The sequence below is a fragment of the Streptomyces sp. AcH 505 genome (assembly GCF_000818175.1).
In the GTDB taxonomy this organism is placed as follows: Bacteria; Actinomycetota; Actinomycetes; order Streptomycetales; family Streptomycetaceae; genus Streptomyces.
This window is the reverse complement of sequence record NZ_JTIY01000002.1, coordinates 690677-712851: the sequence shown is the minus strand read 5'-3', so window position 1 is coordinate 712851 and position 22175 is coordinate 690677. Positions and strand designations below refer to the sequence as shown.

19 protein-coding genes and 1 pseudogene are annotated in these 22175 nt (G+C 72.0%); 7 read left to right on the top strand and 13 right to left on the bottom strand.

Translation table 11 applies throughout. The annotated features are described in order from the left end of the window. From HY68_RS39780 to HY68_RS33335, 3 genes are all read left to right on the top strand, one after another. On the top strand, positions 1 to 1607 hold a 1607-nt coding region (locus tag HY68_RS39780), incomplete at its 5' end, for a thioesterase domain-containing protein (RefSeq protein WP_198533472.1). A 118-nt stretch (positions 1608 to 1725) separates the two neighbouring features. Then, on the top strand, positions 1726 to 2544 hold the full coding sequence (locus tag HY68_RS33340) for an alpha/beta hydrolase (protein WP_041998946.1): 819 nt from the start codon (positions 1726 to 1728) through the stop codon (positions 2542 to 2544). A 23-nt stretch (positions 2545 to 2567) separates the two neighbouring features. After that, positions 2568 to 3440: a phosphotransferase gene (locus tag HY68_RS33335; protein WP_041998943.1), complete on the top strand. Its 873-nt coding sequence runs from the start codon at positions 2568 to 2570 to the stop codon at positions 3438 to 3440. A 68-nt stretch (positions 3441 to 3508) separates the two neighbouring features. Here the strand turns inward: HY68_RS33335 and HY68_RS33330 are convergent, their stop codons facing one another. From HY68_RS33330 to HY68_RS33295, 8 genes are all read right to left on the bottom strand, one after another. Next, positions 3509 to 5368, bottom strand: coding sequence for an ABC transporter ATP-binding protein (locus HY68_RS33330; RefSeq protein ID WP_041998939.1), 1860 nt, complete (start codon positions 5366 to 5368; stop codon positions 3509 to 3511). 76 nt (positions 5369 to 5444) lie between these two features. Further along, entirely contained in the window at positions 5445 to 6437 is a 993-nt protein-coding gene (locus HY68_RS33325) for a clavaminate synthase family protein (protein ID WP_041998936.1), read from the bottom strand. Positions 6438 to 6480: 43 nt separating this feature from the next. Then, a complete protein-coding gene (locus HY68_RS33320) occupies positions 6481 to 7269 on the bottom strand; it encodes a hypothetical protein (protein ID WP_041998934.1) in 789 nt (262 codons plus the stop codon). Positions 7270 to 7350: 81 nt separating this feature from the next. Beyond that, positions 7351 to 8568 (bottom strand): FAD-dependent monooxygenase, encoded by a 1218-nt coding sequence (locus tag HY68_RS33315; RefSeq protein ID WP_107070252.1) that lies wholly within the window; start codon positions 8566 to 8568, stop codon positions 7351 to 7353. Between the two features lie 54 nt (positions 8569 to 8622). Next, entirely contained in the window at positions 8623 to 9624 is a 1002-nt protein-coding gene (locus tag HY68_RS33310) for a beta-ketoacyl-ACP synthase III (RefSeq protein ID WP_041998928.1), read from the bottom strand. After that, complete coding sequence (locus HY68_RS33305; protein WP_041998925.1) at positions 9621 to 11357, bottom strand: acyl-CoA dehydrogenase family protein; 1737 nt, start codon at positions 11355 to 11357, stop codon at positions 9621 to 9623. The genes HY68_RS33310 and HY68_RS33305 overlap by 4 nt, the downstream gene beginning before the upstream one ends. Positions 11358 to 11399: 42 nt before the next feature. Beyond that, positions 11400 to 12617: a beta-ketoacyl-[acyl-carrier-protein] synthase family protein gene (locus HY68_RS33300; protein WP_041998922.1), complete on the bottom strand. Its 1218-nt coding sequence runs from the start codon at positions 12615 to 12617 to the stop codon at positions 11400 to 11402. Continuing rightward, on the bottom strand, positions 12614 to 12859 hold the full coding sequence (locus HY68_RS33295) for a phosphopantetheine-binding protein (protein WP_107070251.1): 246 nt from the start codon (positions 12857 to 12859) through the stop codon (positions 12614 to 12616). Before HY68_RS33295 ends, HY68_RS33300 begins: the two co-directional genes overlap by 4 nt. A gap of 248 nt (positions 12860 to 13107) precedes the next feature. Between HY68_RS33295 and HY68_RS33290 the strand changes: the two genes are divergently transcribed. After that, the gene (locus tag HY68_RS33290) at positions 13108 to 13890 is read left to right on the top strand and encodes an SAM-dependent methyltransferase (protein ID WP_041998918.1); all 783 of its coding nucleotides are present in this window, start codon (positions 13108 to 13110) and stop codon (positions 13888 to 13890) included. A 16-nt stretch (positions 13891 to 13906) separates the two neighbouring features. Here HY68_RS33290 and HY68_RS33285 read toward each other — a convergent pair whose 3' ends face one another. Further along, entirely contained in the window at positions 13907 to 14989 is a 1083-nt protein-coding gene (locus tag HY68_RS33285) for an aldo/keto reductase (protein ID WP_041998915.1), read from the bottom strand. A gap of 153 nt (positions 14990 to 15142) precedes the next feature. Here HY68_RS33285 and HY68_RS33280 point away from each other — a divergent pair, with 153 nt between their 5' ends. Then, the gene (locus HY68_RS33280) at positions 15143 to 15781 is read left to right on the top strand and encodes a LysE family translocator (RefSeq protein ID WP_041998912.1); all 639 of its coding nucleotides are present in this window, start codon (positions 15143 to 15145) and stop codon (positions 15779 to 15781) included. A 1-nt stretch (position 15782) separates the two neighbouring features. On the opposite strand, the gene HY68_RS33275 is transcribed toward HY68_RS33280, so the two are convergent. The 4 genes from HY68_RS33275 to HY68_RS45840 form a co-directional block, all read right to left on the bottom strand. After that, positions 15783 to 16238: an ester cyclase gene (locus HY68_RS33275; RefSeq protein ID WP_041998909.1), complete on the bottom strand. Its 456-nt coding sequence runs from the start codon at positions 16236 to 16238 to the stop codon at positions 15783 to 15785. 8 nt (positions 16239 to 16246) lie between these two features. Next, positions 16247 to 16810 (bottom strand): YceI family protein, encoded by a 564-nt coding sequence (locus HY68_RS33270; RefSeq protein WP_041998907.1) that lies wholly within the window; start codon positions 16808 to 16810, stop codon positions 16247 to 16249. A 127-nt stretch (positions 16811 to 16937) separates the two neighbouring features. Next, positions 16938 to 18077, bottom strand: coding sequence for a sigma-70 family RNA polymerase sigma factor (locus HY68_RS33265; protein ID WP_041998905.1), 1140 nt, complete (start codon positions 18075 to 18077; stop codon positions 16938 to 16940). Between the two features lie 38 nt (positions 18078 to 18115). Next, complete coding sequence (locus HY68_RS45840) at positions 18116 to 18454, bottom strand: YciI family protein (protein WP_041998902.1); 339 nt, start codon at positions 18452 to 18454, stop codon at positions 18116 to 18118. 199 nt (positions 18455 to 18653) lie between these two features. Between HY68_RS45840 and HY68_RS33255 the strand changes: the two genes are divergently transcribed. After that, positions 18654 to 21821 (top strand): discoidin domain-containing protein, encoded by a 3168-nt coding sequence (locus HY68_RS33255; RefSeq protein WP_041998900.1) that lies wholly within the window; start codon positions 18654 to 18656, stop codon positions 21819 to 21821. Positions 21822 to 22056: 235 nt separating this feature from the next. After that, a pseudogene (locus HY68_RS45835) lies at positions 22057 to 22175 on the top strand (sortase-dependent protein); the annotation flags it as partial.

The window sequence follows — 22175 nt, the reverse complement described above, 5'->3', positions numbered from 1 at the left end:
CCCCGCCGATCGGCGGCCCGATCGCCGACACGGCGGTGTACGTGCTGGACGACACCCTGCGGCCGGTCGCTCCCGGTGTGCCGGGCGAGCTGTACGTGCGAGGCCCCGGGCTGGCCCGCGGCTATCTGCGCAGGCCGGCCCTGACCGCCGACCGGTTCGTGCCGAGCCCGTTCGGCGCCCCGGGCAGCCGTATGTACCGCACCGGCGACCTGGTGCGGTGGACCACGGACGGGCAGCTGGAGTACCTCGGCCGTACCGACACCCAGATCAAGCTGCGCGGGATGCGCATCGAGCCCACCGAGATCGAGTCCGTCATCGCGCGCCTGCCGGGGATCCGGCAGGCCGCTGCGGTGGTCCGCGAGGACACGCCGGGCGAGCGGCGCCTGGTCGGATACGTGGTCCCGCGGACCGGCGCCGTCGTGGACACCGCGGCGCTGCGCGGCGAACTGCGGGAGGCGCTGCCCGAGTACATGGTGCCGGCGGCCCTGGTGGTCCTGGACGAGCTGCCGCTGACCGCCAACGGCAAGCTCGACCAGCGGGCGCTGCCCGCTCCCGAGTACCGCACGACGGGCGGCCGGGCCCCGCGCAGCCCCCGCGAGGAGGCCCTGTGCCGGCTGTTCGCCGGGGTGCTGGGGCTGGACCGGGTGGCTCCCGACGACGGCTTCTTCGACCTGGGCGGCCACTCGCTGCTGGCCGTCCGGCTGGTGGAGCGGATCCGTGACGAGCTGGGCGTCGAGATCGCCGTACGGGACGTGTTCGCCGCGCCCACCGCCGCCGATCTCACGGCGCGGCTCGCCGCACACGGGGACCGGGAACCGACGGGACGGCTGCTGCCGCTGCGGGCGTCCGGCTCGGCGCGCCCGGTCTTCGCCGTCCACCCCGGCTCCGGCATGAGCTGGTGCTACGCGGCCCTGGTGCGCCATCTGCCGCCGGACACACCGCTGTACGGCCTCCAGGCGGCCGGACTTGACGGCGACGGCCAACTCCCCGCTTCGCTGGACGAGATGGCGGCCGAGTACGTCGATCTCGTGCGGGAGAGGCAGCCCGAGGGACCGTACCGGCTGCTCGGCTGGTCGCTGGGCGGCAATGTGGCCTTCGCCATGGCCGACGAGCTGCGCGGGCGCGGTGAGCGGGTGGAGCTGCTCGCTCTCCTGGACGCCTATCCGCGCGGCTCGGCCGCGGGCGAGGAGCCCGCGCTCGCCGAGGTCTTCGCCCACAACCTGCGCGACGCCGGGTTCGACGTCACCGCGGCCGAACTGGCCGGCGCCGCGTTTCCCACCGCCCGCTACCGGGCTTTCCTCCAGGCGGCCGGTGATCCGCTGGGCAGGCTCGGTGAGGACGAACTGGGCGCGGTGCTGGCCGTGTTCATGAACAACGCGCGACTGATGCGCGACCACAAGCCGCCGCGGTACGACGGCGACGTACTCGTGCTGACGGCCGACCGGGTCTCCCGCGAGAAGCAGGCGCGCCGCGACCACGAGTCCTGGCGCCCGTATGTGTCGGGCCGTATCGAGCGGGTCGGTGTGGACGCCGACCATCTCGGGCTCCTGGAGTCCGACACCGCGCTCGCGCACATCGCGCGGGCCCTGACCGAACGGCTGCGCTGACGCGCCGCCTCCCCTCCCCCGTATCCCTCCTCACTCAGCCCCCACTCAACAGCCCCCACTCAGCAGCCGACCGAAGGAGTCACCGCCATGTCCCTCTCGTGCGAGGTCGTCTGAGCCCATGCCCCTCATCACCGTCAACGGCGTCCGGCTCAACTACTACGACAACGCCCCTGCACAACAAGGCCGTTCGGCTCCGCCTGTGCTGCTCGTGATGGGCTCGGGCGGCAGCGGCCGGGCCTGGCACCTGCACCAGGTCCCGGCGCTCGTCGCCGCGGGGTTCCGTGTGGTCAGCTTCGACAACCGCGGCATCGCCCCGAGCGACGAGTGCCCCGAGGGCTTCGGCATCGACGACCTGGTCGCCGACACCGCGGCACTGATCGGGGAACTGGGCCTGGGGCCCTGCCCGGTCGTGGGTGTCTCGATGGGCGCGCACATCGCTCAGGAACTCGCCCTGACCCGGCCCGAACTCGTCGGCCGGCTCGTCCTGATGGCCACCCGTGCCCGCTCCGACGTCCTGCGCACGGCCCTCTCCCGGGCGGAGATCGACCTGTACGACCAGGGTGTGACACTGCCCGCCGCGTACGAGGCGGTGATCCAGGCCATGCAGAACCTGTCACCGCGCACCCTCGACGACGACGTGCTCGCCCGGGACTGGCTGGACGTGCTGGAGCTGACCCGCGTCTCGGGCCCGGGCCACCGGGCACAGCTCGGGGTCAGTGCGATGCCGGACCGGCGTCCGGCCTACCGGGGCATCCGGGCCCCGAGCCGGGTCATCGCCTTCCAGGACGACCTCATCGCGCCGCCCCGGCTGGGCCGTGAGGTGGCCGAGGCGATTCCCGGTGCGGACTTCGAGGTCGTGCCGGACTGCGGCCACTACGGCTATCTGGAAGCGCCGGACGCGGTGAACAAAAGCATCGTCGAATTTCTGCGGGGGTGATCAGAGCTGTGCCGATTCTGCATATGACCGGTCAACTGAGCAATGCTGAAAGTGAGTTGCTGGCCCTGGTGTTGGACTCGTGTCCGGGGCTGGCACCGGCGGAGGTCATGTACCGCAGCCGCACCTCACTCGTGGTCTCCGGCACGCTGGCGGGAGCGCCGGTCGTCGCCAAGGTCCGCACCCCCGAGTGGCGCCGGCAGTGCGAGCGCGAGATCGAGGCGTACGACCTGTTCGACACCGCTCCCCCGCCGGTGCGCGTGCCGCGCCGGCTCGTGAGCGACCGGGAGAGTGCCGTGCTGGTCGTGGAGCGGCTGGCGGGCGAGGTGGTGGCCCCGGACCGGTTCCCGGCCGCCCCGGTCTCCGACGCGGATCTGTCCGGGGTGCTCGCGGCCGTCGAGCGGCTACGCCGCTGGAGTCCCGAGGTGCCCGCGCGGTGGCGGGTCGGCTACGCGCCCATGCTGGAGGGCATGCGGGCCCGGGACGCCTTCGACGAGGCGCACTGGACGGCCGTGCGGCGGCTGCTGGAGCTCGCGGGGCCGCCACGGGAGCTGGGCCACGGCGATCTGGTGCTCGCCAATGTCGTCAGGACCGCCGGAGACCACGCGCTCATCGACTGGGCGAGCGCCGCCGTGTTCCTGCCCGGTGCGGACCTGGCCCAGTTGTGGCTGCTGCTGGGCGACAGCCCCGGCGCCCGGGACCGTATCGAGGCGGAGGTGGCGGCCCGTCCCGCACCGGACGGGCTCGCGCCCTTCCTGGTCAACCTCACCCTGCTGCTGTACCGCGAGCGGCGTGCCCACACCCGCTTCACCGACGAGGCGGCGCGGGCCCGCGCGGTCAGGCTCGACGCCGCTTGGGAGCTGACGCGCGAACGCGTCCTGCGGCACGCCGCCGGCTGACGGCGCCGCATGCGGAAAGGGCCTCCCGGCCGACGGCGGGGAGGCCCTTTCGCCTGTTGCTGCTCGTGCTACTTGATGAGCAGCTGGTGGCTGGCCAGTTCGCGGTAGAGGGGACTGCTGTCGGTCAGCTCCTCGTGCCGGCCCATGGCGACGACCTCACCGTGCTCCAGCACCACGATCTGGTCGCTGTCCACCACGGTGGAGAGCCGGTGTGCCACCACCAGCAGGCTCCGGTCCGCGCTGACCGCGCCGATGGCGTCGCGCATCAGCACCTCGTTGCGGGCGTCGAGGTTGCTGGTCGCCTCGTCGAGCAGCATGATCGGCGGTGCGGCCAGGAACGTACGGGCCAGGGCCAGCCGTTGGCGTTCGCCGCCGGACAGCAGGACGCCGCCCTCGCCGACCTCGGCGTCAAGACCGAGCGGGGCGCGCATGATCACGTCCTCCAGGTTGACCGAGCGCAGGATCCCGCGCATCTGCTCCTCGGTCGCTTCGGGAGCGGCCAGGGCGAGGTTGTCGCGTACGGTTCCGGCGAGCACCGGGGCGGACTGTTCGACGTAGCCCAGCGTGTGCCGCAAGGTGCGGCGCGGCTGGTCGCGTACGTCGGTGCCGTCGACCCGGACGACGCCGGACGTGACGTCGTAGAAGCGTTCCACCAGGGCCAGCAGCGTCGACTTGCCCGCCCCCGAGGGGCCGACCAGCGCGGTGCGGGTGCCGCGCGGCACGGTGAGCGACACGTCGCGCAGGACCGTCTCGCCGTCGCCGTAGCCGAAGTCGACGTGGTCGAACTCCAGCGCGGGCGGGAGCTGTTCGCCGTCGGGCCGGGGTTCGTCGGACCGGATCCGCTCGCGGACGGTCAGCCGGCCGGCGGACACCGCGTCACCGGCGGTGTCGCTCTCCTGCGGCAGCAGCAGCACCTCCTCGATGCGGTGGAGTGCGCCGAGGCCGGTCTGGAGCTTGGAGTACGCGGACAGCGCGCGGCCGAGCGGGAACCAGAGGGTGAACAGGAACAGCAGGAAGGCGACCAGGTCGCCGACCTGGATCGCGCCGCTCGCCACCCGGGCCCCGCCCACCCCCAGGACCACGAGGAACGCGACCTGGACGGTGGTCGAGGTGATCGGGTTGATCATGGCCTGGAGCCGGGCGATGCGGATGCCGGCGTCGTAGGCGTGCCGGGCGTACCCGTCGACAGCCACGGCCTCACGCTGCTCGGCGCCGCTGGCCCGGATGGTGCGGACGGCGGAGATCGCGCGCTCGACGGCCGAGGTCATCTCACCGACCCGGTCCTGGGCCTCACGGGAGGCCCCGCGGACCCGGCGGGAGAGCCCGACGACCGCGAGGACGCCCACGCCGAGCCCCAGGGCGGTGGCCGCGAACAGCGGCCCGTCGATCAGGAACATCATGACGGCGGAGCCGCCCACCATCACGACGTTGGTCACGGTGTCGAACAGGCCCGAGGTGACGACCGCGCGCAGCAGGGTGGTGTCCGCCCCCACCCGGGAGAGCAGGTCTCCGGTACGGCGCCGGTCGTACTCGGCGATCGGCAGCCGCAGCAGTCGCTCGACGAGCCGGCGGCGGGCGCTGAGCACCATCCCCTCGGCCACGCGCTGCAGGAGGTAGTCGCGGATCCCGCTGAGCACCGCCACCGCCACGAGCGCGCCGACGAGCAGCGCCACCAGGCCGCCCACGTGGTGGTCGGCCTGGATGTCGGACAGCACGTCACGGATCAGCACCGGCTGGCTCAGCGTGAGCAGGGTGACGACCAGGGAGAGCACGGCGACGGTACCCAGGGTCCGCCAGTAGCCGTTGAGGTACGGGATGAGCGAGCGCAGCCCCACGTCCTCGGACCGGATGGTGGGCGAGAGCGCGGGCGGCGCCGCCGCCCCGGTCTGCGGCGCCGCCGGCCGCTCCCTGGTCTCCGTGCTCATCATCGCTCTCCAACTCCTGTTTCGTTACGAGGACTTCACGGGACGGGCAGGCGAGCCCGGCAGGATCCGAACGACCGGCCTAGCCGGCCGCCTCCAGCACGTAGCCGTCGGACGGCCTGAGGGATCTCGAACGGCGCAGGTCCGTCAGGACGAAGGTGCGCTGCAGCCAGCGGTCGGTGCCGTCGTAGCGCGGGGTGAACTCCGTACGGCCGTGCACGGTCACCCGGTTGTCGACGACGGCCAGTTCGCCCGGGACCAGCCGGTGGGTCGTCGCTGTCCGGTCGAAGTGGTCCTGCAGGACCTCCAGCGCTTCGGCGGCACGCTCGGTGACCGGTGTGGTGGCGGCGAGGTCGACGCGGACGTCGGGGTCCCGCCGGTCACCGCTCAACACCGCTGACGGAACGGCACCGTCGGCGCCCTGGCCGAAGGAGGGTGGCGGCGCGGTGACGAACTCCGGTGCCCACAGCGTCTCCACGATCCGCTCGGGCAGCAGCGGCAGCACCTGGCGGACGCAGGCCGTGCGCAGCCCCGCCCGGCCCGTCGGGTCGGCGCGCAGGCACAGCAGCATCACGAAGTCCGGGCGGTGGTCGTGGAAGGCGTTCTCGTTGTGGAAGGTCAGCACGGTCGACCCGGCGTTGCCCTGGAACTCCTCCATACCGGGTACGGGGACGACGTCCTGGACGAGGGCGCCGCCCTTCTCGGGCCGGAAGGCGCCGGGATCGCCGAGGCCGCACGCGATCATCAGCAGCAGGGCGGCGGCCAGCGAACGGTCCCGCTGCACGGACCCGTTGACCCGTGGGGTCGGCGGAAGTTCCATCGCTTCGACCGGCAGACCGCGCAGCAGCAGCGCCCCGTGCGGACCCGAGTTCCGGCGGAAGTCCGCCAGCGTCCGGCGCAGGGCGACCGGGAACTCGTGCCAGGAGTCCCGGGCCGCCGCCACCCATGCGGCGTCGTCGGGCCGCCCCGACGTGCGGTTGGTCAGTTTCCAGGCGATCTCTTCGACGCGTTGTGCGTCCTCGCCGGTGAGCGTCGGGGCGTTCGGCTCGGCCGAACGGCCGGTGTGCGCGGCCATCGTCAGAAATCCTCCGTCCGTGTGGTGGTCAGGGCCCGAAGCGTCAGCTCATGCCTTCGGGATAGGGGTAGGACAGGAAGTCGCGGTCGAGGCGGGCGACACTGCGTGGCAGCCACTTCGCGGCCTCGTGGATCAGGGTGGCCGGCGGCAGCGGGGCCTGCACGTCCACCTGGGTCGGCTTGGCGTGGGTCTGCAACGCCCAGGCCATGGCGCTCACCGGGGCGATCCGCTCCCAGCGGTGCCGGTCGATGCCGAGCAGGATCATGGCCCGCTGGAAGATGAACCAGATGTGGTACCCGGGGGGCGGGTTGCCGTTCATGGTGTGCACCGGGCGCTCGCGGCGCGGGTCGTAGAGCACACCCTGCGCGAAGTCGGCGTAGGCGGCGACGAGTCCGAGGCTGTTCGGCCGGTACAGGGAGTCGAAGACACCGAGCTGCGCGGCGGACAGCACCGTGAGGGCGCCCTTGAGCGGTGTGACGTACTCGGTGAAGTTGTGCGGGTAGTCGCTGGACGCGGCCATGCTCATCCAGGTGTCGAAGATGACCCGTTCCCAGCCGTCGCCGAGCGCCGTCTCGATGTCGGTGAACGCCTGCGCCAGCTCCGGCGGCGGGTTGTAGAGGGTCGTCTCGTCGAAGTTGTACCAGAGTTCGTTGGCGCGCCGGTCGCCGAGCATGCCCGGCACGTCGGGCAGTTCGCCGCGGCGGGCCGGGGCGGCCTGCGCCGCCTGCGCGGTGGGGGCGAGGGTCAGCAGGCCGCCGGCGCCGAGACCGGCGGCGGCAGCTGTGCCGAGCGAGGTGCGCAGCAGGTGTCGTCTGTCGAGGTGATTGCGCATGGTGCTTCCTGTCCTGTCCTGTCGTGAGCGGGTAGGGGTGTGGGAGTCGGGCGCCGGTACGGGACCGGCAGGGGTGGTGGATCAGTGCGGGGGTCCCGGTGCGACGCGGGCGAGGCCGGCCTCAGCGTCGTGGCGCTGGATCCAGGACACGTCCTGGACGAGGGACGACATCGGGTCGCCGCCCGTCTTTCCGCCCTCGGCCGGGCGCAGGCGCTGGGAGCCGCCGTCGCGGGAACCGAGCTGTACGGCTGTGGTGTGCGGTCTGCGCACCGCTTCGTAGCGGTGCAGGGCGCCGGCGATCCGCTCGCGCATCGCGGGTGATCCCGGGCGGGCGGCGCCGAGTCCGTCGAGGAAGTGGGCGAGGACCGCCGCGTCCTCGACGGCCTGGCTGACGCCCTGGCCGTGGTGCGGCAGCATCGGGTGGGCCGCGTCCCCGAGCAGGGTGACGGGCCCGCGTGCCCATCTGCCGAGCGGTTCACGGTCGTACAGCGCCCAGCGCCGGGTCTCCCGTACGGCGGCCACCAGTGATTTCACCTCGGTGTTCCAGCCGTTGAAGGCGCCGGCGAGCGCGTCGAGGTCGCCGAGGGCGCTCCAGGACTCCAGCCGCGCCTCTGTGCCGGGCACGATGCCGACGAAGGTGAGATACGCGCCGCCGCGCACCGGATAGGCGAGCATGCGGGCGTGCGGTCCCGCCCACACCAGGAGCGTGTCGCCGGGCAGTCCGGGCACGTCCGCGCGGGCGACCAGCCCGCGGAAGGCGCTCTGGCCGGAGAACACGGGCGTGTCGGGGCCGTGCAGGGTCCGGCGGACCGCCGAGTGGACGCCGTCGGCGCCGATGAGGACGTCGGCCTCCTCGGTGGTGCCGTCCGCGAACTCCAGGCGGACCGCCTGGCCGTCGTCGCTGAACCGCTTCAGCCGGTGCCCCGTGCGCACCGTGCCCGGCGGGAGGAGGCCGGCGAGCAGGGCGTGCAGGTCGGTGCGGTGGATGGTGTAGTACGGCGCGCCGAACTCGGCCAGCCACTGCTCGCCCATGGGCTGGCGCATCAGGGTGGCGCCGCCCGCCCATTCCCGGACCTCCATGGCGACGGGCCGCACGCCGTGTGCGCCCAGGCCCTCGCCGAGTCCCCAACGCTCCAGGATGCGGGTGCCGTTGGGGGTCAGGTGCATGCCCGCCCCCACTTCGGTGAGGGCGGGGGCCTGTTCGTGGACCAGCACCTCGTGGCCCTTACGGGTCAGCGCGACGGCGGCGGCGAGTCCGCCCATCCCCGCGCCGACGACCGCGATCCGCGCTTTCGGCACTGCGCTTTCCTTTCCGCTCAGGTCAGTTGGTTCCGTCATGTCCGTCGCACTGCCTCAGGTCCTTACGTCGCAGACGGGTTCCACACCCGGCCAGACGACGGCCGCAGAGCCCCATGTGAGGCCGCCCCCGAACGCGGTCAGCAGGAGGCGGTCGCCCGCGGTGATCCGACCCGCGACGGCCGCGTCGGCCAGGGCGAGCGGGATGGAGGCCGCGGCGGTGTTGCCCACGTCGGCGATGTTGGCGACGACGCGCTCCTGAGGCAGGCCGAGCCGCTTCGCGACGGAGGTGAGGATGCGGAGGTTGGCCTGGTGTCCGACGAACGCGTCGACGTCCGCCGGGTGCCAGCCGGCCCGCTCCGCCACGGACCGGGCGGAACGCGCCATGGTCGTGACGGCGTGGGTGTACACCTCGCGGCCCCGCATGGTCAGGTGCGGACCGTCCGGTGGGATGGTGATCAGGTCGCTGCCCGTTCCGTCGCTGCCGAGTTCGGCGTGCAGCACGGCGCCCGGCTGGTCCGCCCTGCCGCGCTCCAGTACGACGGCGCCCGCACCGTCACCGAACACCACGGCCGTGGCCCGGTCGGTGGGGTCGACGATCGTCGAGTAGACGTCCGCGCCGATGACCAGGGCCCGTTGGCACGTACCCGCGGTGATCATGGCGGCGGCCACGCTGAGTCCGTAGACGAACCCGGAGCACACGGCGGACAGGTCGAAGGCCGCCGCCTCGACACCGAGCCGGGAGGCGACCGAAGGGGCGGTGGCGGGGCAGCGCCGGTCCGGGGTGGTGGTCGCCAGCAGCACGAGGTCGCAGGTGTCCCGGCCGGCGGACTTCAGCGCGGCGGCGCCGGCCGCGACGGCGAGGTCGCCGGTGCCGGTGCCGGCCGCCACCCGGCGGCGCCTCTCGATGCCGGTACGGCTCTGGATCCAGGCGTGGTCGGTGTCGAGGTGCTGGGCCAGATCGTCGTTGGTGACGACGGTCTCCGGCAGACACGTGCCGAGTCCGGTGACGACGGCGGCGGTGTCGGCGGCCTGGTGGGTCGTGCGCTGACCGGTCATGCACGGGCCTCCCGTTCGGGTGCCGCCGGCCGTGTGGCCACGGGCGGCGGTGTGTCGTGGGCCGCGGCCAGATGACGCTCGGCGAAGTCCTTGCCCGCGATCGGCGCGGTGATCAGTTCCTCCGGGACGCCGAGCGCCTCCAGCAGTTCGAGGGCGTCCAGCGGGGGGCTCGCCGCCGCGCGGTGGCTTTCTTCCAGCCGCAGCAGGTCGTCCGCTTCGAGGATCCCGGCACGCAGCGCTGTCAGGGCGTGCTCCAGCAGGCAGGCCGCCGCGTACTGGTCCAGCAGTCTGCCGCCCAGCCGTCCTCCGGGGTGGGCGGCCCAGTGCCCGACGGCGAGCGTCTGGTGGACGGCGCGGGTCCAGCGTGCGCTGTCCTCGCCGGGGCCGTGCTTCTCGACACGGTCGAGCAGGACGTCACAGATCGCCCGCAACTGCCGCAGGGCGGCGGGAGCGCCGGGCGGTCCTGCCGCCTCGTCCAGCACCGCGTCGAACTCCGCACGCCGGCGCAGGGCGTAGCGCGACGCCTGGTAGCCGAGGACGGTGTTGTCGCCGCCGAAGGTGACGGCGATCTCGTAGTCGTGCAGCAGCGGGGTGATCTGGTTGGCGTCGTGGTAGCCGAGGCCGCCGCACAGTTCCCGGGTCTCGGCCAGTGTGTGCCGGGCGTCGCCGGTGGTACCGGACTTGCCGCAGGAGATGAGCGCGTGCAGCACCTGGTCCCCGGCGGGCGGGTCCTGGGCGGCCCGTACGGCGGCCAGGGACGCCAGCGCCTCCATGGTGTGCGAGGAGGCCAGCGCCCGGCACACGGCGGTCGACAGCCGCGTGCGGTAATGGGCGTGTCCGATCAGGGGGGTGCCGAAGGCTCGTTTGACCACGGCGTACCGGGTGGTGACGGCGCAGGCGAGGAGTTGGGCGTGGGCCGCGCCGACCGAGGGGAAGAGCCGCTCGTGGGTGAAGGTGGCCAGGCATTCCTCGAACCGCCGGTGTCTGGGCAGCGGGGAGCTGTAGACGCCGTCGGCGTCGACGGCCGCCCAGCGGTTCATGAGGGCCGACAGCGGCAGCCGGCAGTCCTCGAAGGACAGGACCCCGGTCTGGTTGGCCGTCACCCCGCCCTTCGGCTCGGCCCGTCCGACGCTCACCCCGGGCAGTACCGTGCCGTTCTCCCGCAGCGGTACCCGGATCCAGTGATGGCCTTCGTCCCGGCCGGCGACCACGAGCCGGCACAACACCATGGCCACGTCACCGCTGTGGAGGCTGTTGCCGATCCACACCTTGCTGTCGCCCGGCTCGGGGGTGCGCAGCACAAGGGTGCCGTCCGCATGGTCGTAGGTGGCCGTCGTCCGTACCCGCTTCAGGTCCGAGCCCGCGTACAGCTCGGAGGCCGCGAAGCAGTAGACCTTGGCCATCCGGTCGATCTCCGCGCCGTGGGCGCTCAGTTGCTCCTGGCCGCCGTGGCTGAGCAGGGCGTCGCCGGCGATCTGGTGCGAGACGAGTACGTTGAGCAGGGACAGGTCGTAGGCGCCGATCCAGCCCATGGTGCGCAGGAAGTCGGGGAAGGCCGCACCGTCGCCACGCCCGAGCCACTGCGAATTCGCCGTGAAACCCGCTTCATTGAGCAGTCGTGCCCGGCGCAGCGTCAGCAGGCCGTACTCGCGCAGGCTCAGGCCGGGCGGCCGGACGGGCGCGAACTGGGGCCCGGCGAGCGCCCGGACCAGTTCTTTCTCGCGTTGCGTCATGGTCTCCCCCTGGAATGCGTTGCACGGGTCGGTGATGGAGTGTCAGGCGTCCAGCACCAGGGCGCAGTTGCTGCCTCCGAAGCCGAAGGACGTGCTCACGGCAACCGAGGCCCCGTGGCTGCGGGCGCCGCCCAGCACCAGATCGAGACCGGGCAGTTCCGGGTCGGGGCGCTCGGTGTGCGCGATCGGCGGCAGGGTTCCGGTGCGCAGGCTGCGCAGGGCCAGCACGGCCTCGATGGCGCCTGCGGCGCCGAGCGTGTGCCCAAGCAGCCCCTTGTTGGCGGTGACCGACGGGCCGTGCGGGAACAGCCGGGCGATGAGCCGGGCCTCCGTCAGATCGTTCTGCGGGGTGGAGGTGCCGTGCGCGTTGACGGTCCCGACGTCGGCGGCACCGACGCCTGCCTGCTCCAGCGCCTGCCGTACGGCCGCCTCGGCGGACGCGCCGTCGGGGCGGGGCGCTGTGGGGTGGTGGGCGTCGGACGTGCTGGCGTAGCCGAGCAGCCGGCCCAGCACCTCGGCGTGCCGGGCACGGGCGCCCGACGGTTTCTCCAGCACGACGGCCGCCGCACCCTCGGAGATGACGAACCCGTCGCGATCGGCGTCGAACGGCCGGGAGGCGTCGGGCCCCTTCTGCTGCGACAGCGCTCCCATGCGGGCGAACCCGGACACCACGAGGGGGGTCACCCCGGCGTCCGTGCCGCATGCCACGACGATGTCGCAGACCCCGGCGTCGAGGAGGGTCTTCCCGAGGCCGAGGGCGACGGCGCCCGAGGCGCAGGCGGCGACCACGGTGTGACTGGGGCCGGTGATGCCGTACCGCTGGCTGATGGTGCCCGCCGCCATGTTGACCAGCGAACGGGGGTGCATGTACGGCGAGACCAGCTCGGGTCCGCCGCGGGTGAGCCGCTCGTTCTGTTCGTGCAGGGTCGTCACGCCGCCGAGTCCGCATCCGACAACGACGCCGACGCGGCCGCCGTCCCAGCTCCCGGGGTCGAGTCCGGCGTTGTGCAGGGCCTCTTCGACCGCGACCAGGGCGAAGCGGATGAACGGGTCGGTACGGGCGGTGCCCCGTCCGGTGAGCTGTCCCGGGCGCAGGGGCGGCACCCGCAGGCTGTGCCGGACACCCGTGCCGGCCAGCGGCTCCTCGTCTCCGGAGGCCGGCGACCTGGCCGCGCACAGGGCGTCCCAGGTGGAGTCGGTGTCGGTGCCGGCCGGAGTCACCAGTCCGGTGCCCGTGACGGCGACGGGGCCGCCGCTCACGCCGCTTCCAGTCCCGATCCGGCCAGGGCGACGACGTCGCCGACGGTCAGCTCCGCCATCCGGGTCTCCTCGTCGCCGAGGTCGGCCCCGGTCTCCTCCTTGATTCTGACGATCAGTTCAGCCACCGCCAGGGAGTCGAGTTCGAGGGTGCGCAGGCGCACCCCGTCCGAGATCTCGGCAGGGTCCACCTCCAGATCCTCTGCCAGGATGGTGTGCACGATCGTCCTCGCGTCCATGCTCATGGCGTCACCTCTGTAGGTCATCGGGTCGCGGACCGCCGCTGTACGACGCCCCCGCAACGAAGTCGGACCTACTGTGCTGGCGGCCGATATGGGCCACCTATCGCGCGGTTATCGCGGCGCGGGCCCGGCGGACACCACGCCTGTCCGCGGAGACACAACACTTGCCCCCGGCGGACAACCTGATCGATCACACGCGTCGCGGCGGGGCCTGTGGCGCGGTGGGAGCGTTCTGGCTAGCCTTGCGGGGCATGACGCGAGTGAAGCCACAGGTCGACACCAGCACGTCGCACCCCGCGCGGGTCTACGACTGCCTTCTGGGCGGCAAGGACAACTATCCGGTCGACCAGGCGGTGGCGGACGCTCTTCCCAGGGGTTCCGCGGAGCATGCCCGGCAGAACCGCGCGTTCATGCACCGGGCGGTCGGGTGGCTGGCGCACGAGGGCATCGACCAGTTCCTCGACATCGGCACCGGCATCCCGACCGAGCCGAACCTGCACCAGATCGTGCAGGACATCACCCCGCGGGCACGCGTCGTCTACACGGACAACGACCCCATCGTGCTGCGCCACGCCGAGGCGCTGCTGATCAGCCGGCCCGAGGGCGCCACCGACTACGTCGAGGCGGATGTGCGCGACCCGGAGGCCGTCGTCGGGCACGCGCGCGGCCTCCTGGACCTCACCCGGCCGGTCGGGCTGTCCCTCATCGGGCTGCTGCACTTCCTCCCCGACGAGGACGACCCGTACACGATCGTCCGCACCCTGGTCGGGGCGCTTCCCGCCGGCAGTTATCTGGTGCTGTCCCAGGCGGCCTCCGACATCGCTCCCCCGGAGTTCGCACGGAAGGGGGCCGAGGAGTACGAGAAGGGCGGCATCCCGATCCAGGGCCGTACGGGCGAGGAGTTCCGCCGCTTCTTCGACGGGCTCGACCTGGTCGACCCCGGGATCGTGCCGGTCCCGGAGTGGACCCGCGACGCGCCGGCCCACCCCGTGGCCGACATCTACCTCTACGGTGCGGTGGCGCGCGTCCCGTGACGGGCCGCCGGGCGGGTCAGTAGCGGACGTCGCTCGCCAGCAGCGGCGGATAGACGGTGGACGGCTCACCGTCCACCGTCGTGCCCGCGAACTGCAGCATCGCCCGCGGCGCCCCGTGCATCGGCGCCGGGTAGTTCAAGGCGGGGGCCGAGACCTCGTCCAGCGTCCGCAGCTGTTCGGGGCTCAGGGTCACCTCCAGCGCGGCGAGGTTGGACTCCAGGTGCTCCACCCGCCGGGCGCCGACGATCGGCACCACGGTGCCCTCGCGGGCGCGCAGCCAGGCCAGCGACACCGCCGCCGACGTCGTACCGAGCTGGCCGGCGACGGCGGCGACCGCGTCGATGACCGCGTACTCCTCCTCGCCGGGCCCGCCGACGAAGGCGGTACGGGCCGAGTCGGTGACCTCGGTGCCCCGCCGGTACTTGCCCGACAGGAACCCGTTCTTCAGCGGGCTCCACGGCACGAGCGCCATGCCCTGGTCACGGGCGAGCGGGGCCAGTTCGCCCTCGACGGTGCGGGCGAGCAGCGAGTACTCGACCTGGAGCGCGATCAGCGGGGTCCAGCCCTTCAGCAGCGCCGTCGTCTGGGCCTGCGCGGTGACCCAGGCCGGGGTGTTGGAGAATCCGATGTAGCGGATCTTCCCGGCCCGCACCAGGTCGTCCAGCGTGCGCAGCGTCTCCTCGACCGGGGTGTGCCGGTCCCAGTTGTGCAGCCAGTACACGTCCAGGTGGTCGGTCCGCATCCGGCGCAGGCTCTCGTCGAGCTGGGCGATGATCGAGGAGCGGCCGGCTCCGCCACCGTTCGGATCGCCGGGGAAGAGGTTGGCGAAGAACTTCGACGCCAGGACGACGCGGTCGCGCCGGCCGGGCCGGGCGGCGAACCAGTCGCCGAGGATCCGCTCCGAGTGGGTGTTGGTGTAGAAGTTCGCGGTGTCGACGAAGTTCCCGCCCCGGTCGAGGTAGGTCTCCAGGATCCTCTCGGACTCCTCGACGTCGCAGCCCGCGCCGCCCGGGTCGGCCCCGAAGGTCATCGCGCCGAGCGCGAACGGACTGACCCGCAGTCCCGAGCGGCCCAGGGTGACGTAGTGGTCGAGTGCCATGACAGTGCTCCTAGGGCGTTGTGGAATGAATACCTCCATCGAAACGCGGAGCATCGGCCGTCGGTAGATCAATCCGCGCTGTGTCTTGCACAATCCTCCGCGCACAACGAACTCTCGGCCATTCGTGCATCGTTCATATGCTTATATAGATTCATGGTGTCCACTGACCGGCTTCTCGCATTCGCGGCCCTGTCGTTCCTGCTGATCGTCATTCCCGGCCCCAGTGTGCTCTTCGTGATAGGGCGGGCCCTGGCACAGGGGCGCCGCGCCGCGCTGACCACGGTCGTGGGAAACACACTCGGGGCCTATGTACTCGTGGTGGCCGTGGCTCTGGGGGTAGGGGCCGTGGTCGAGCGATCGGTCCTCGTCTTCACCACGCTGAAGCTCGTGGGCGCCGCGTACCTGGTGTACCTCGGCGTGAAGGCCGTACGCCAACGCGGCTCGCTACAGGCCGTGTTCAGCGCAGAGAAGACCGAGCGGAGCGGACTGCGCACCCTGGGGGAAGGATTCGCCGTCGGTGTGGCCAATCCCAAGACCATCGTGTTCTTCGCCGCCGTACTGCCCCAGTTCGTCGACCGTGCGCAGGGGCACGTCGCGGTTCAGATGCTGGTGCTCGGCCTGGTCTTCAACATGATCGCCGTGGCCTCCGACACCGTCTGGGGGCTGGCCGCCTCCACCGCGCGGGGCTGGTTCGCACGCTCTCCGAAGCGGCTCCGCGCGGTGGGCGGTCTGGGCGGCCTCACGATGATCGGGCTGGGCGTCACCGTGGCCGCGACCGGCCGCAAGGACTGACTCAGGCGAAAGCCCCGGGAGTCGCGCCGAGTTGTCTCAGCTGCGAGAGCACATCGACAACTCCCCACGTTTCGACAATGCGGTCGTCCGCGAAACGGAATACGAACATCTCGTTGTACGTGACGGAGTTTCCGGTCGGCGCGAGACGCAGGTAGTCGCCCCGGTGGGTACCGGTGACCGTATTCCTGCAGACGGCCTTGTCCCCCTCGACAATGACATCCTCCACCGCGACATGAAGGTCGGGGAACGCCGTGAGGAGCGTGGTGAACACCTCCTTCAGCGCCTGCGCCCCGGTCGCTCCGACCGGCAGCGGCGTACGGATCACCACGTCCGGTGCGAAGACCTCGTCGATGGCCTGCCGGATCAGCTCCGCGTCACCGCTGTTGACGGCCTCGTGCAAGTGGCGCAGCGTCGCCCGGTAGTTGGTGGCACGTGTCGTGGAACGAGTCTCTGACATCCGGCTGCTCACTTCTGGAGGACGGCCTGGATCTCCAGGCTGATCGACACCTTGTCGCCCATCACGACACCACCACCGTCGAGCGCGACGGTGTCGCCGATGCCGAACTCGCGCCGGCTGAGCTGCGCGGTCGCGGAGAAGCCGACCCGCCGCCCGCCGAGCGGGTCAGGGCCGAACCCGTTCACCTCCAGGGTCAGCGGCACCTGCCGGGTGACGCCGTGGAGTGTCAACTCACCCTCGACAAGAGGCCTTTCCACGCTCCCGCGCACACCGGTGGACCGGTAAGTCATCGTCGGGTACCGCTCGACGTCGAAGTACGAGGCGGAGCGCAGGTGCTTGTCGCGCGCCGCGTTTCCGGTGTCGATCGACGCGACGTCGATGGTCGCCGTGACGGACGAACCCAACGGGTCCTCGCTCGTGACGATCGTGACCTCGTGGTCGGCGAACCGCCCACGGGCCTTGCCGATCATGAGGGACCGCAGGGAGAACGCGACGTCGGAGTGGACCGGGTCGGCCTTCCAGATCCCGGTCCGGTAGTCCGGGATCGCCACGGTCGCCGGGTTGCTGCTCATGGTCTTCCTCCATGGGTGTGATGCCGCGCCCGGGTGACACGGCCGGGGCGACGACGTGCGGAAGGCACGTTCGCCGGTCGCCCGCGTCAAGGCGACGAACGGCCACCCGCCCGGGGGACAGCTCCGGTCAGAGGTCTTCGAGCCGCCGGGTCAGGAACCGCCGCTCGGGGGTGGAGGTGGCCAGCTCCAGCGCCCTGCGGTACGCCGCCCCGGCCTCGGCGCCACGGCCCAAGCGCCGCAGCAACTCGCCGCGCGTCGAGTGGAAGTAGAGGTAGCCGTCCAGGCCGAGACCGTCGACGGCGCGCAACGCCGCCGCCGGGTCGCCGGCTTGGGCGACGGCGGCCGCGCGGTTCAGCTCGACCACCGGGGACCCGGTCAGTTCGGCCAGCCGCCCGTACAGGGCCGCAACCCGCGGCCAGTCGACCGGTTCCCGCGCCTGCATCGAGGCGATCACCGCCTGGACGACATAGGTCCCGCGCCCGCCCAGTGCGACGGCCCGGTCGAGCACCGCACGCCCCTCCGCGATCTGCCGCATGTCCCACAGCGACCGGTCCTGGTCGTCCAGCAGTACCAGGTCGTCGCCGGCGAACCTGGCCGCCCGGCGGGCATGGTGCATCATCATCAGCGCCAACAGGCCGTGGGTCTCCGGCATGTCCGGCATGAGCGCGGCGAGCACGCGCCCCAGCCGGATGGCCTCGGCGCCGAGGTCGACCCGGCCCCGGTACCCCTCGTTGTAGATCAGGTAGAGCACGGCGAGCACCGCGTCGAGACGCTCGGGCAGCAGCCGCGCGCCGGGCACGGCGAACGGGATCCCGGTCGCCTTGATCTTGGCCTTGGCGCGCGACAGCCGCCGCTTCATGGTCTCCTCGGGGACCAGGAACGCCTGGGCGATCTCGGCGGTCTCCAGACCGCCGAGCGCCCGCAGCGTGAGGGCCACCTGCCCGGCCGGCGGCAGCGCGGGATGGCAGCAGGCGAAGATCAGCTCCAGCCGCTCGTCCTTGATCACGGTGAGCGCGGCCCCGTCGATCGCTTCGAACTCGTCCACGACCGCCTCCGCCACCGGGAGCAGCCGGATCTTCTCGGCCAGGGTGCGGTCCCGGCGGATCCGGTCGATCGCCTTGTTGCGGGCCGTCGTCACCAGCCACGCGCCGGGATTCGCCGGCACACCGGACCCGGGCCAGCGCGACACCGCTGCGGCGAACGCCTCCTGCGCCGCCTCCTCGGCCCTGTCGAAGTCGCCGAGATACCCGACCAGCGAGGCCAGCACCCGGCCCCACTCGTCCCTGAAGACCTCCTCAAGCGCGGTCAGTACCGCTCCACCGGCCTGATCTCGACACCGCCGCCGAGCCGGGCGGTCGGGATGCGCGTCGCGAACTCGATCGCCTCGTCCAGATCGGCCGCCTCCACCAGGCAGATACCGCCGAGTACTTCCTTGGTGTCGGCGAAGGGTCCGTCGGTCATCAGCGTCCGGCCGCCGGCCACCCGTACGCCGGTCGCCGTCTCCGCCGGTCCCAGCTGGGCGAACCCGACGACCCGCGGGTCGTCGGCCAGCGTCAGGAACTCGGCGTACGCCGCTTCCCGTTCCACGTCCGACAGGGTCTCGCCGTGGCCGGGCTCGGCGTAGATCATCAGGGCGTAGCGCATCTGGGTCCTCCGGAGTCGGTGATCTCTCATCTTGACGACGAACGGGCAGCGGCGTAAGGGACACCCCCGGCCGAGAACTTCTGTGGAGCCGTCGCGCGAGTTCCGCTCTCCCGACTCTTGACGATTTCGCTTCCGTATACGAAGAATGAGCCCACCTTGACAACGTTGTCTTGAGTTCGATCCCAGGAGGCGCATCCGCGTGAACCACCACCCGGCCGAGCTGAGCAGACGCCGATTCGCCCAACTGGGCGCCGTTACCGTGGCCTTGGGGGCAGCGTCCTCCCTCGGCTCCTCGTCGGCCGTCGCCGCCGACCGGTCGGGCGCCCACCGGCCGGGCGGTAGCAGGCCGTCCGCCCCGGACGATGTCGCCGGCGCCTACTACCAGGCGCTGCTCACCCACACCCAGTGGTCCGAGACCCAGTGGGACGCCGCCAAGGGCTACTACACGGCCAAGGACTTCGGCTTCGCCGTCGTCCTCGGCAACGCCCTGCTGCTGACCCGCGGTACCTACGACGCCAAGAGCGCGGGTGTCGACGAGAAGACGCTGCTGTCCCACACCTTGGACACCATCAAGCACTTCGCCGCCTCCAACCGCCTCACCGGCGGTACCGAATGGGGCCGCACCCTCTTCTTCGACACCACGTTCCAGCTCTACTTCGTCCTCGCCGCGCGCCTTCTGTGGGACCAGCTGGACGACGCGACCCGCGCCAACGTCGACACGATCGTGCAGGCGCAGGCCGAGTTCACCACCGGTCTCGGCACCGGCAACGACCCCGCGTCGGGGACCTGGACGCCGAACGGCCTGACCGGCGGTTTCGTGGGGGACACCAAGCTGGAGGAGATGGGCGTCTACGCCCAGTCGCTGGCCCCGGGTCTCGCCTGGGCCTCCAGCAACGCGAAGTACCCGCAGTGGAAGGACGCCTTCGGCCGCTGGAGCCGTAACGAGACGGGGCTGCCCGCAGCCGACCGGGCCAATCCCGCCAAGGTCGACGGCGTCCCCATCAGCGACAACACCGCGCAGAACCTCTACGACACCTTGATCGTCGAGAACCACGGCTCGTTCGGGCCGCACTACCAGTCCGAGCTGTGGCGTACGTCCGGACGCAACGCTGCGCACTTCATCACCGCGGGCCGACCGCTGCCGGAGGTGCTGACAGCCCAGCCGAACGCCGGGCTGCTCTGGGACACCCTGCTCACCGTGATGAGCGACTCCGGTGAGCCGCTGATGCCGATGGTCAACGACCGTGAGCACCTGTACGGACGCGATGTCATCCCGATCGCCTTCCTCGCGCAGGTGCTCGGCGACCGGGCCGCCGCACGCGCCGAGGTGGCGCTGTCCGAGCGGCTGGCCGCGTACCAGGCGTACCCGCCGGTCAACCGGCTGACCAAGTTCTCCGGCGAGCCGAAGTACGAGCCGGAGGCCCGCGCCGAGGTCGCCATCAGCTACCTGCTGCACGAGTGGCGCGCCAAGCAGGGCAAGGCCGTCCGCCCGCTCACCGAGAAGGAGTTGTTCGCGCAGGCCAGCGGCGTGCGTGACTTCGGCACCGCGCCCGGTCTCGTCGCGCACCAGACTCCCGCCGCCTGGGCGGCGGCCGTCAGCAAGGCGGGCTTCGTCAAGTTCGCCTGGCAACCCGCCCACGACGACTGGCTGTTCGCCCTCGGCGGCGCCACGCCCATGTTCCTGCCCGTGAGCACCGGCACGCCGAAGGCCCGGTCCGCCGTCACGTACAGCGAACCGCGTGACGGTTTCGACGCGAGCGCCACGCTCTTCACCCTGCCCACGGGCTTCGCGGGATTCACCACGCTCCCGTCGGGCGCCGTCGTCTACGCGACGAGCGGTACGGGCTCGGGCGAGGGCCACCTCGAAGTGCACAACTTCACCATGCCCGGCATCGCCGGGCTCGACGGCGGCCGTACGTACACGACGGCGGAGGGCAAGAAGACCGTCGCCGCCAAGGACGGCGGCTCCACGACCCCGCCGCCCACCACCGGGCGCACGGACGAGGCCACCTTCACCAAGGCGTCCTTCCGGCACGTGCGGATGCTCGGCGTCTCACCGGATCCCAAGTACGGCTACTCGCTGTACGCGATCGAGGTGCGCGACGGCGCCGACGGCACCGATCTCGCCCGGGGCGGTACCGCGACCGCGTCGTCCGCCGACACGGGCAAGGGCGCGCCGCTGGCCGTGGACGGCGATCTCGCGACGCGCTGGGCCGTCTCCATGGCCGACCGGCCCAAGACGGACAGCTGGCTCAGTGTCGACCTCGGTGAGGAGAAGGCCTTCGACCAGGTCACCCTGCGCTGGGAGTCCGCGGCGGGCCGCGCGTACATCCTCCAGGGCTCGGCCGACGGGAAGACCTGGACCGACCTGACGCGCTACCCGGAAGCCGATCTCACCAGCACCGGGCGCTGGGTCTCGGTCGACGGCAGGGCGGGCCTCGTCGTACGCGGCGCGAAGAACCCGATCGCCGTCTACGGTGACACGCTTGTCCTCTCCGACGGCCCCGCGGAGTCCGTGGTCGTCGAGGGATACCCGGAGGGCGACCCGTCGAAGGTGAAGGCGGCCGAGGCCCGTAAGGCACCGACGTCCGCGCACGCCGATGTGCGCGCGAGCACGGCGGGCGGTCATCTCAGCCTCTTCAACCTGTCGGCCACCGCGGTGACCACCACGGTCTCCGTGCCGCAGGACACCCGTTCGGTGCAGCTGTACGCCGGTACCCAGACGGTGACGTCCGCCGGTACCGACTACAACGCCGTGCTCCCCGCCGCGGGGGCCGCGGTCGCACCCGCCCGCTTCGTCCTGCGCGCGGCGGGCCTCGGACGGGTGCCCACCGGGCTGCGCGCCGAGGTCGTGGACGCGGCCACGCTCACGCTGACGGGTCCTTCCTGCCTGCTCGTGGTCACCACGCCGGGCGGCCACACCACGCTCGCGAGCGTGCGCCGTGGCCGTACGGAGCGGGTGTCCGTGTCCGGGACGGCCGCCTACCCGCTCGCCGACGCGGCGCTCGGGCGCATCACCTTCCCGACGGCGCCGCTCCCGGACGGCATGTCCGACCCGGCAGCGGCCGTCGACGGTGACCCGCACACGTCGTGGACGCCGGGGGCCGAAGGCCGCATGGTGGTCGACCTCGGGGCGCCGACGGCGATCAAGGAGATCAGGGTCGGCTGGACGAGCGGGCACGCGCCCACGGCGCAGGCCGAGTTCAGCGCCGACGGGCTGTCGTACCAGCCGGCCGGCACCCTGCGGACGAAGGGGCAGAACGCGACACTCGCCGCGAAGGGCACCGCCCGCTACGTGGCGCTGAAGGTGCGGGGCAGGGGCGCGCACGACGCCCGAGTCGTGTCGCTGTCCGTCCTTCCGGCCTGAGCGGCGGCTTAACTTCCGGCCCGGGCAGCGTCAGGGCTCCCGGACCGGGAAAGGCGGTGCGGGTCCGCAGACAGGTGCGGACCCGCACCGCATCGTCGTCCCCGGCCGGACGGCGGCCTCCGACGGCTTTGCCGTCTCTTTACAACTCGGCGTACCGCCGCCTCGTCTCTCCTGTCGATCCGTAACCCAGCCCGCCGAGCACGAGCGCGGGCGGACCGACGAAAGAGAGCGATCCATGCGCCGAACAGTCCCCTTTGCCATAGCACTCGCGTGCACCGCTGTGCTGGCGAGCACGGTGCCCGCGTTCGCCGACGGGCCGACGCCCTCCGCGAGCGCCGCACCGGCCCGCCCCTC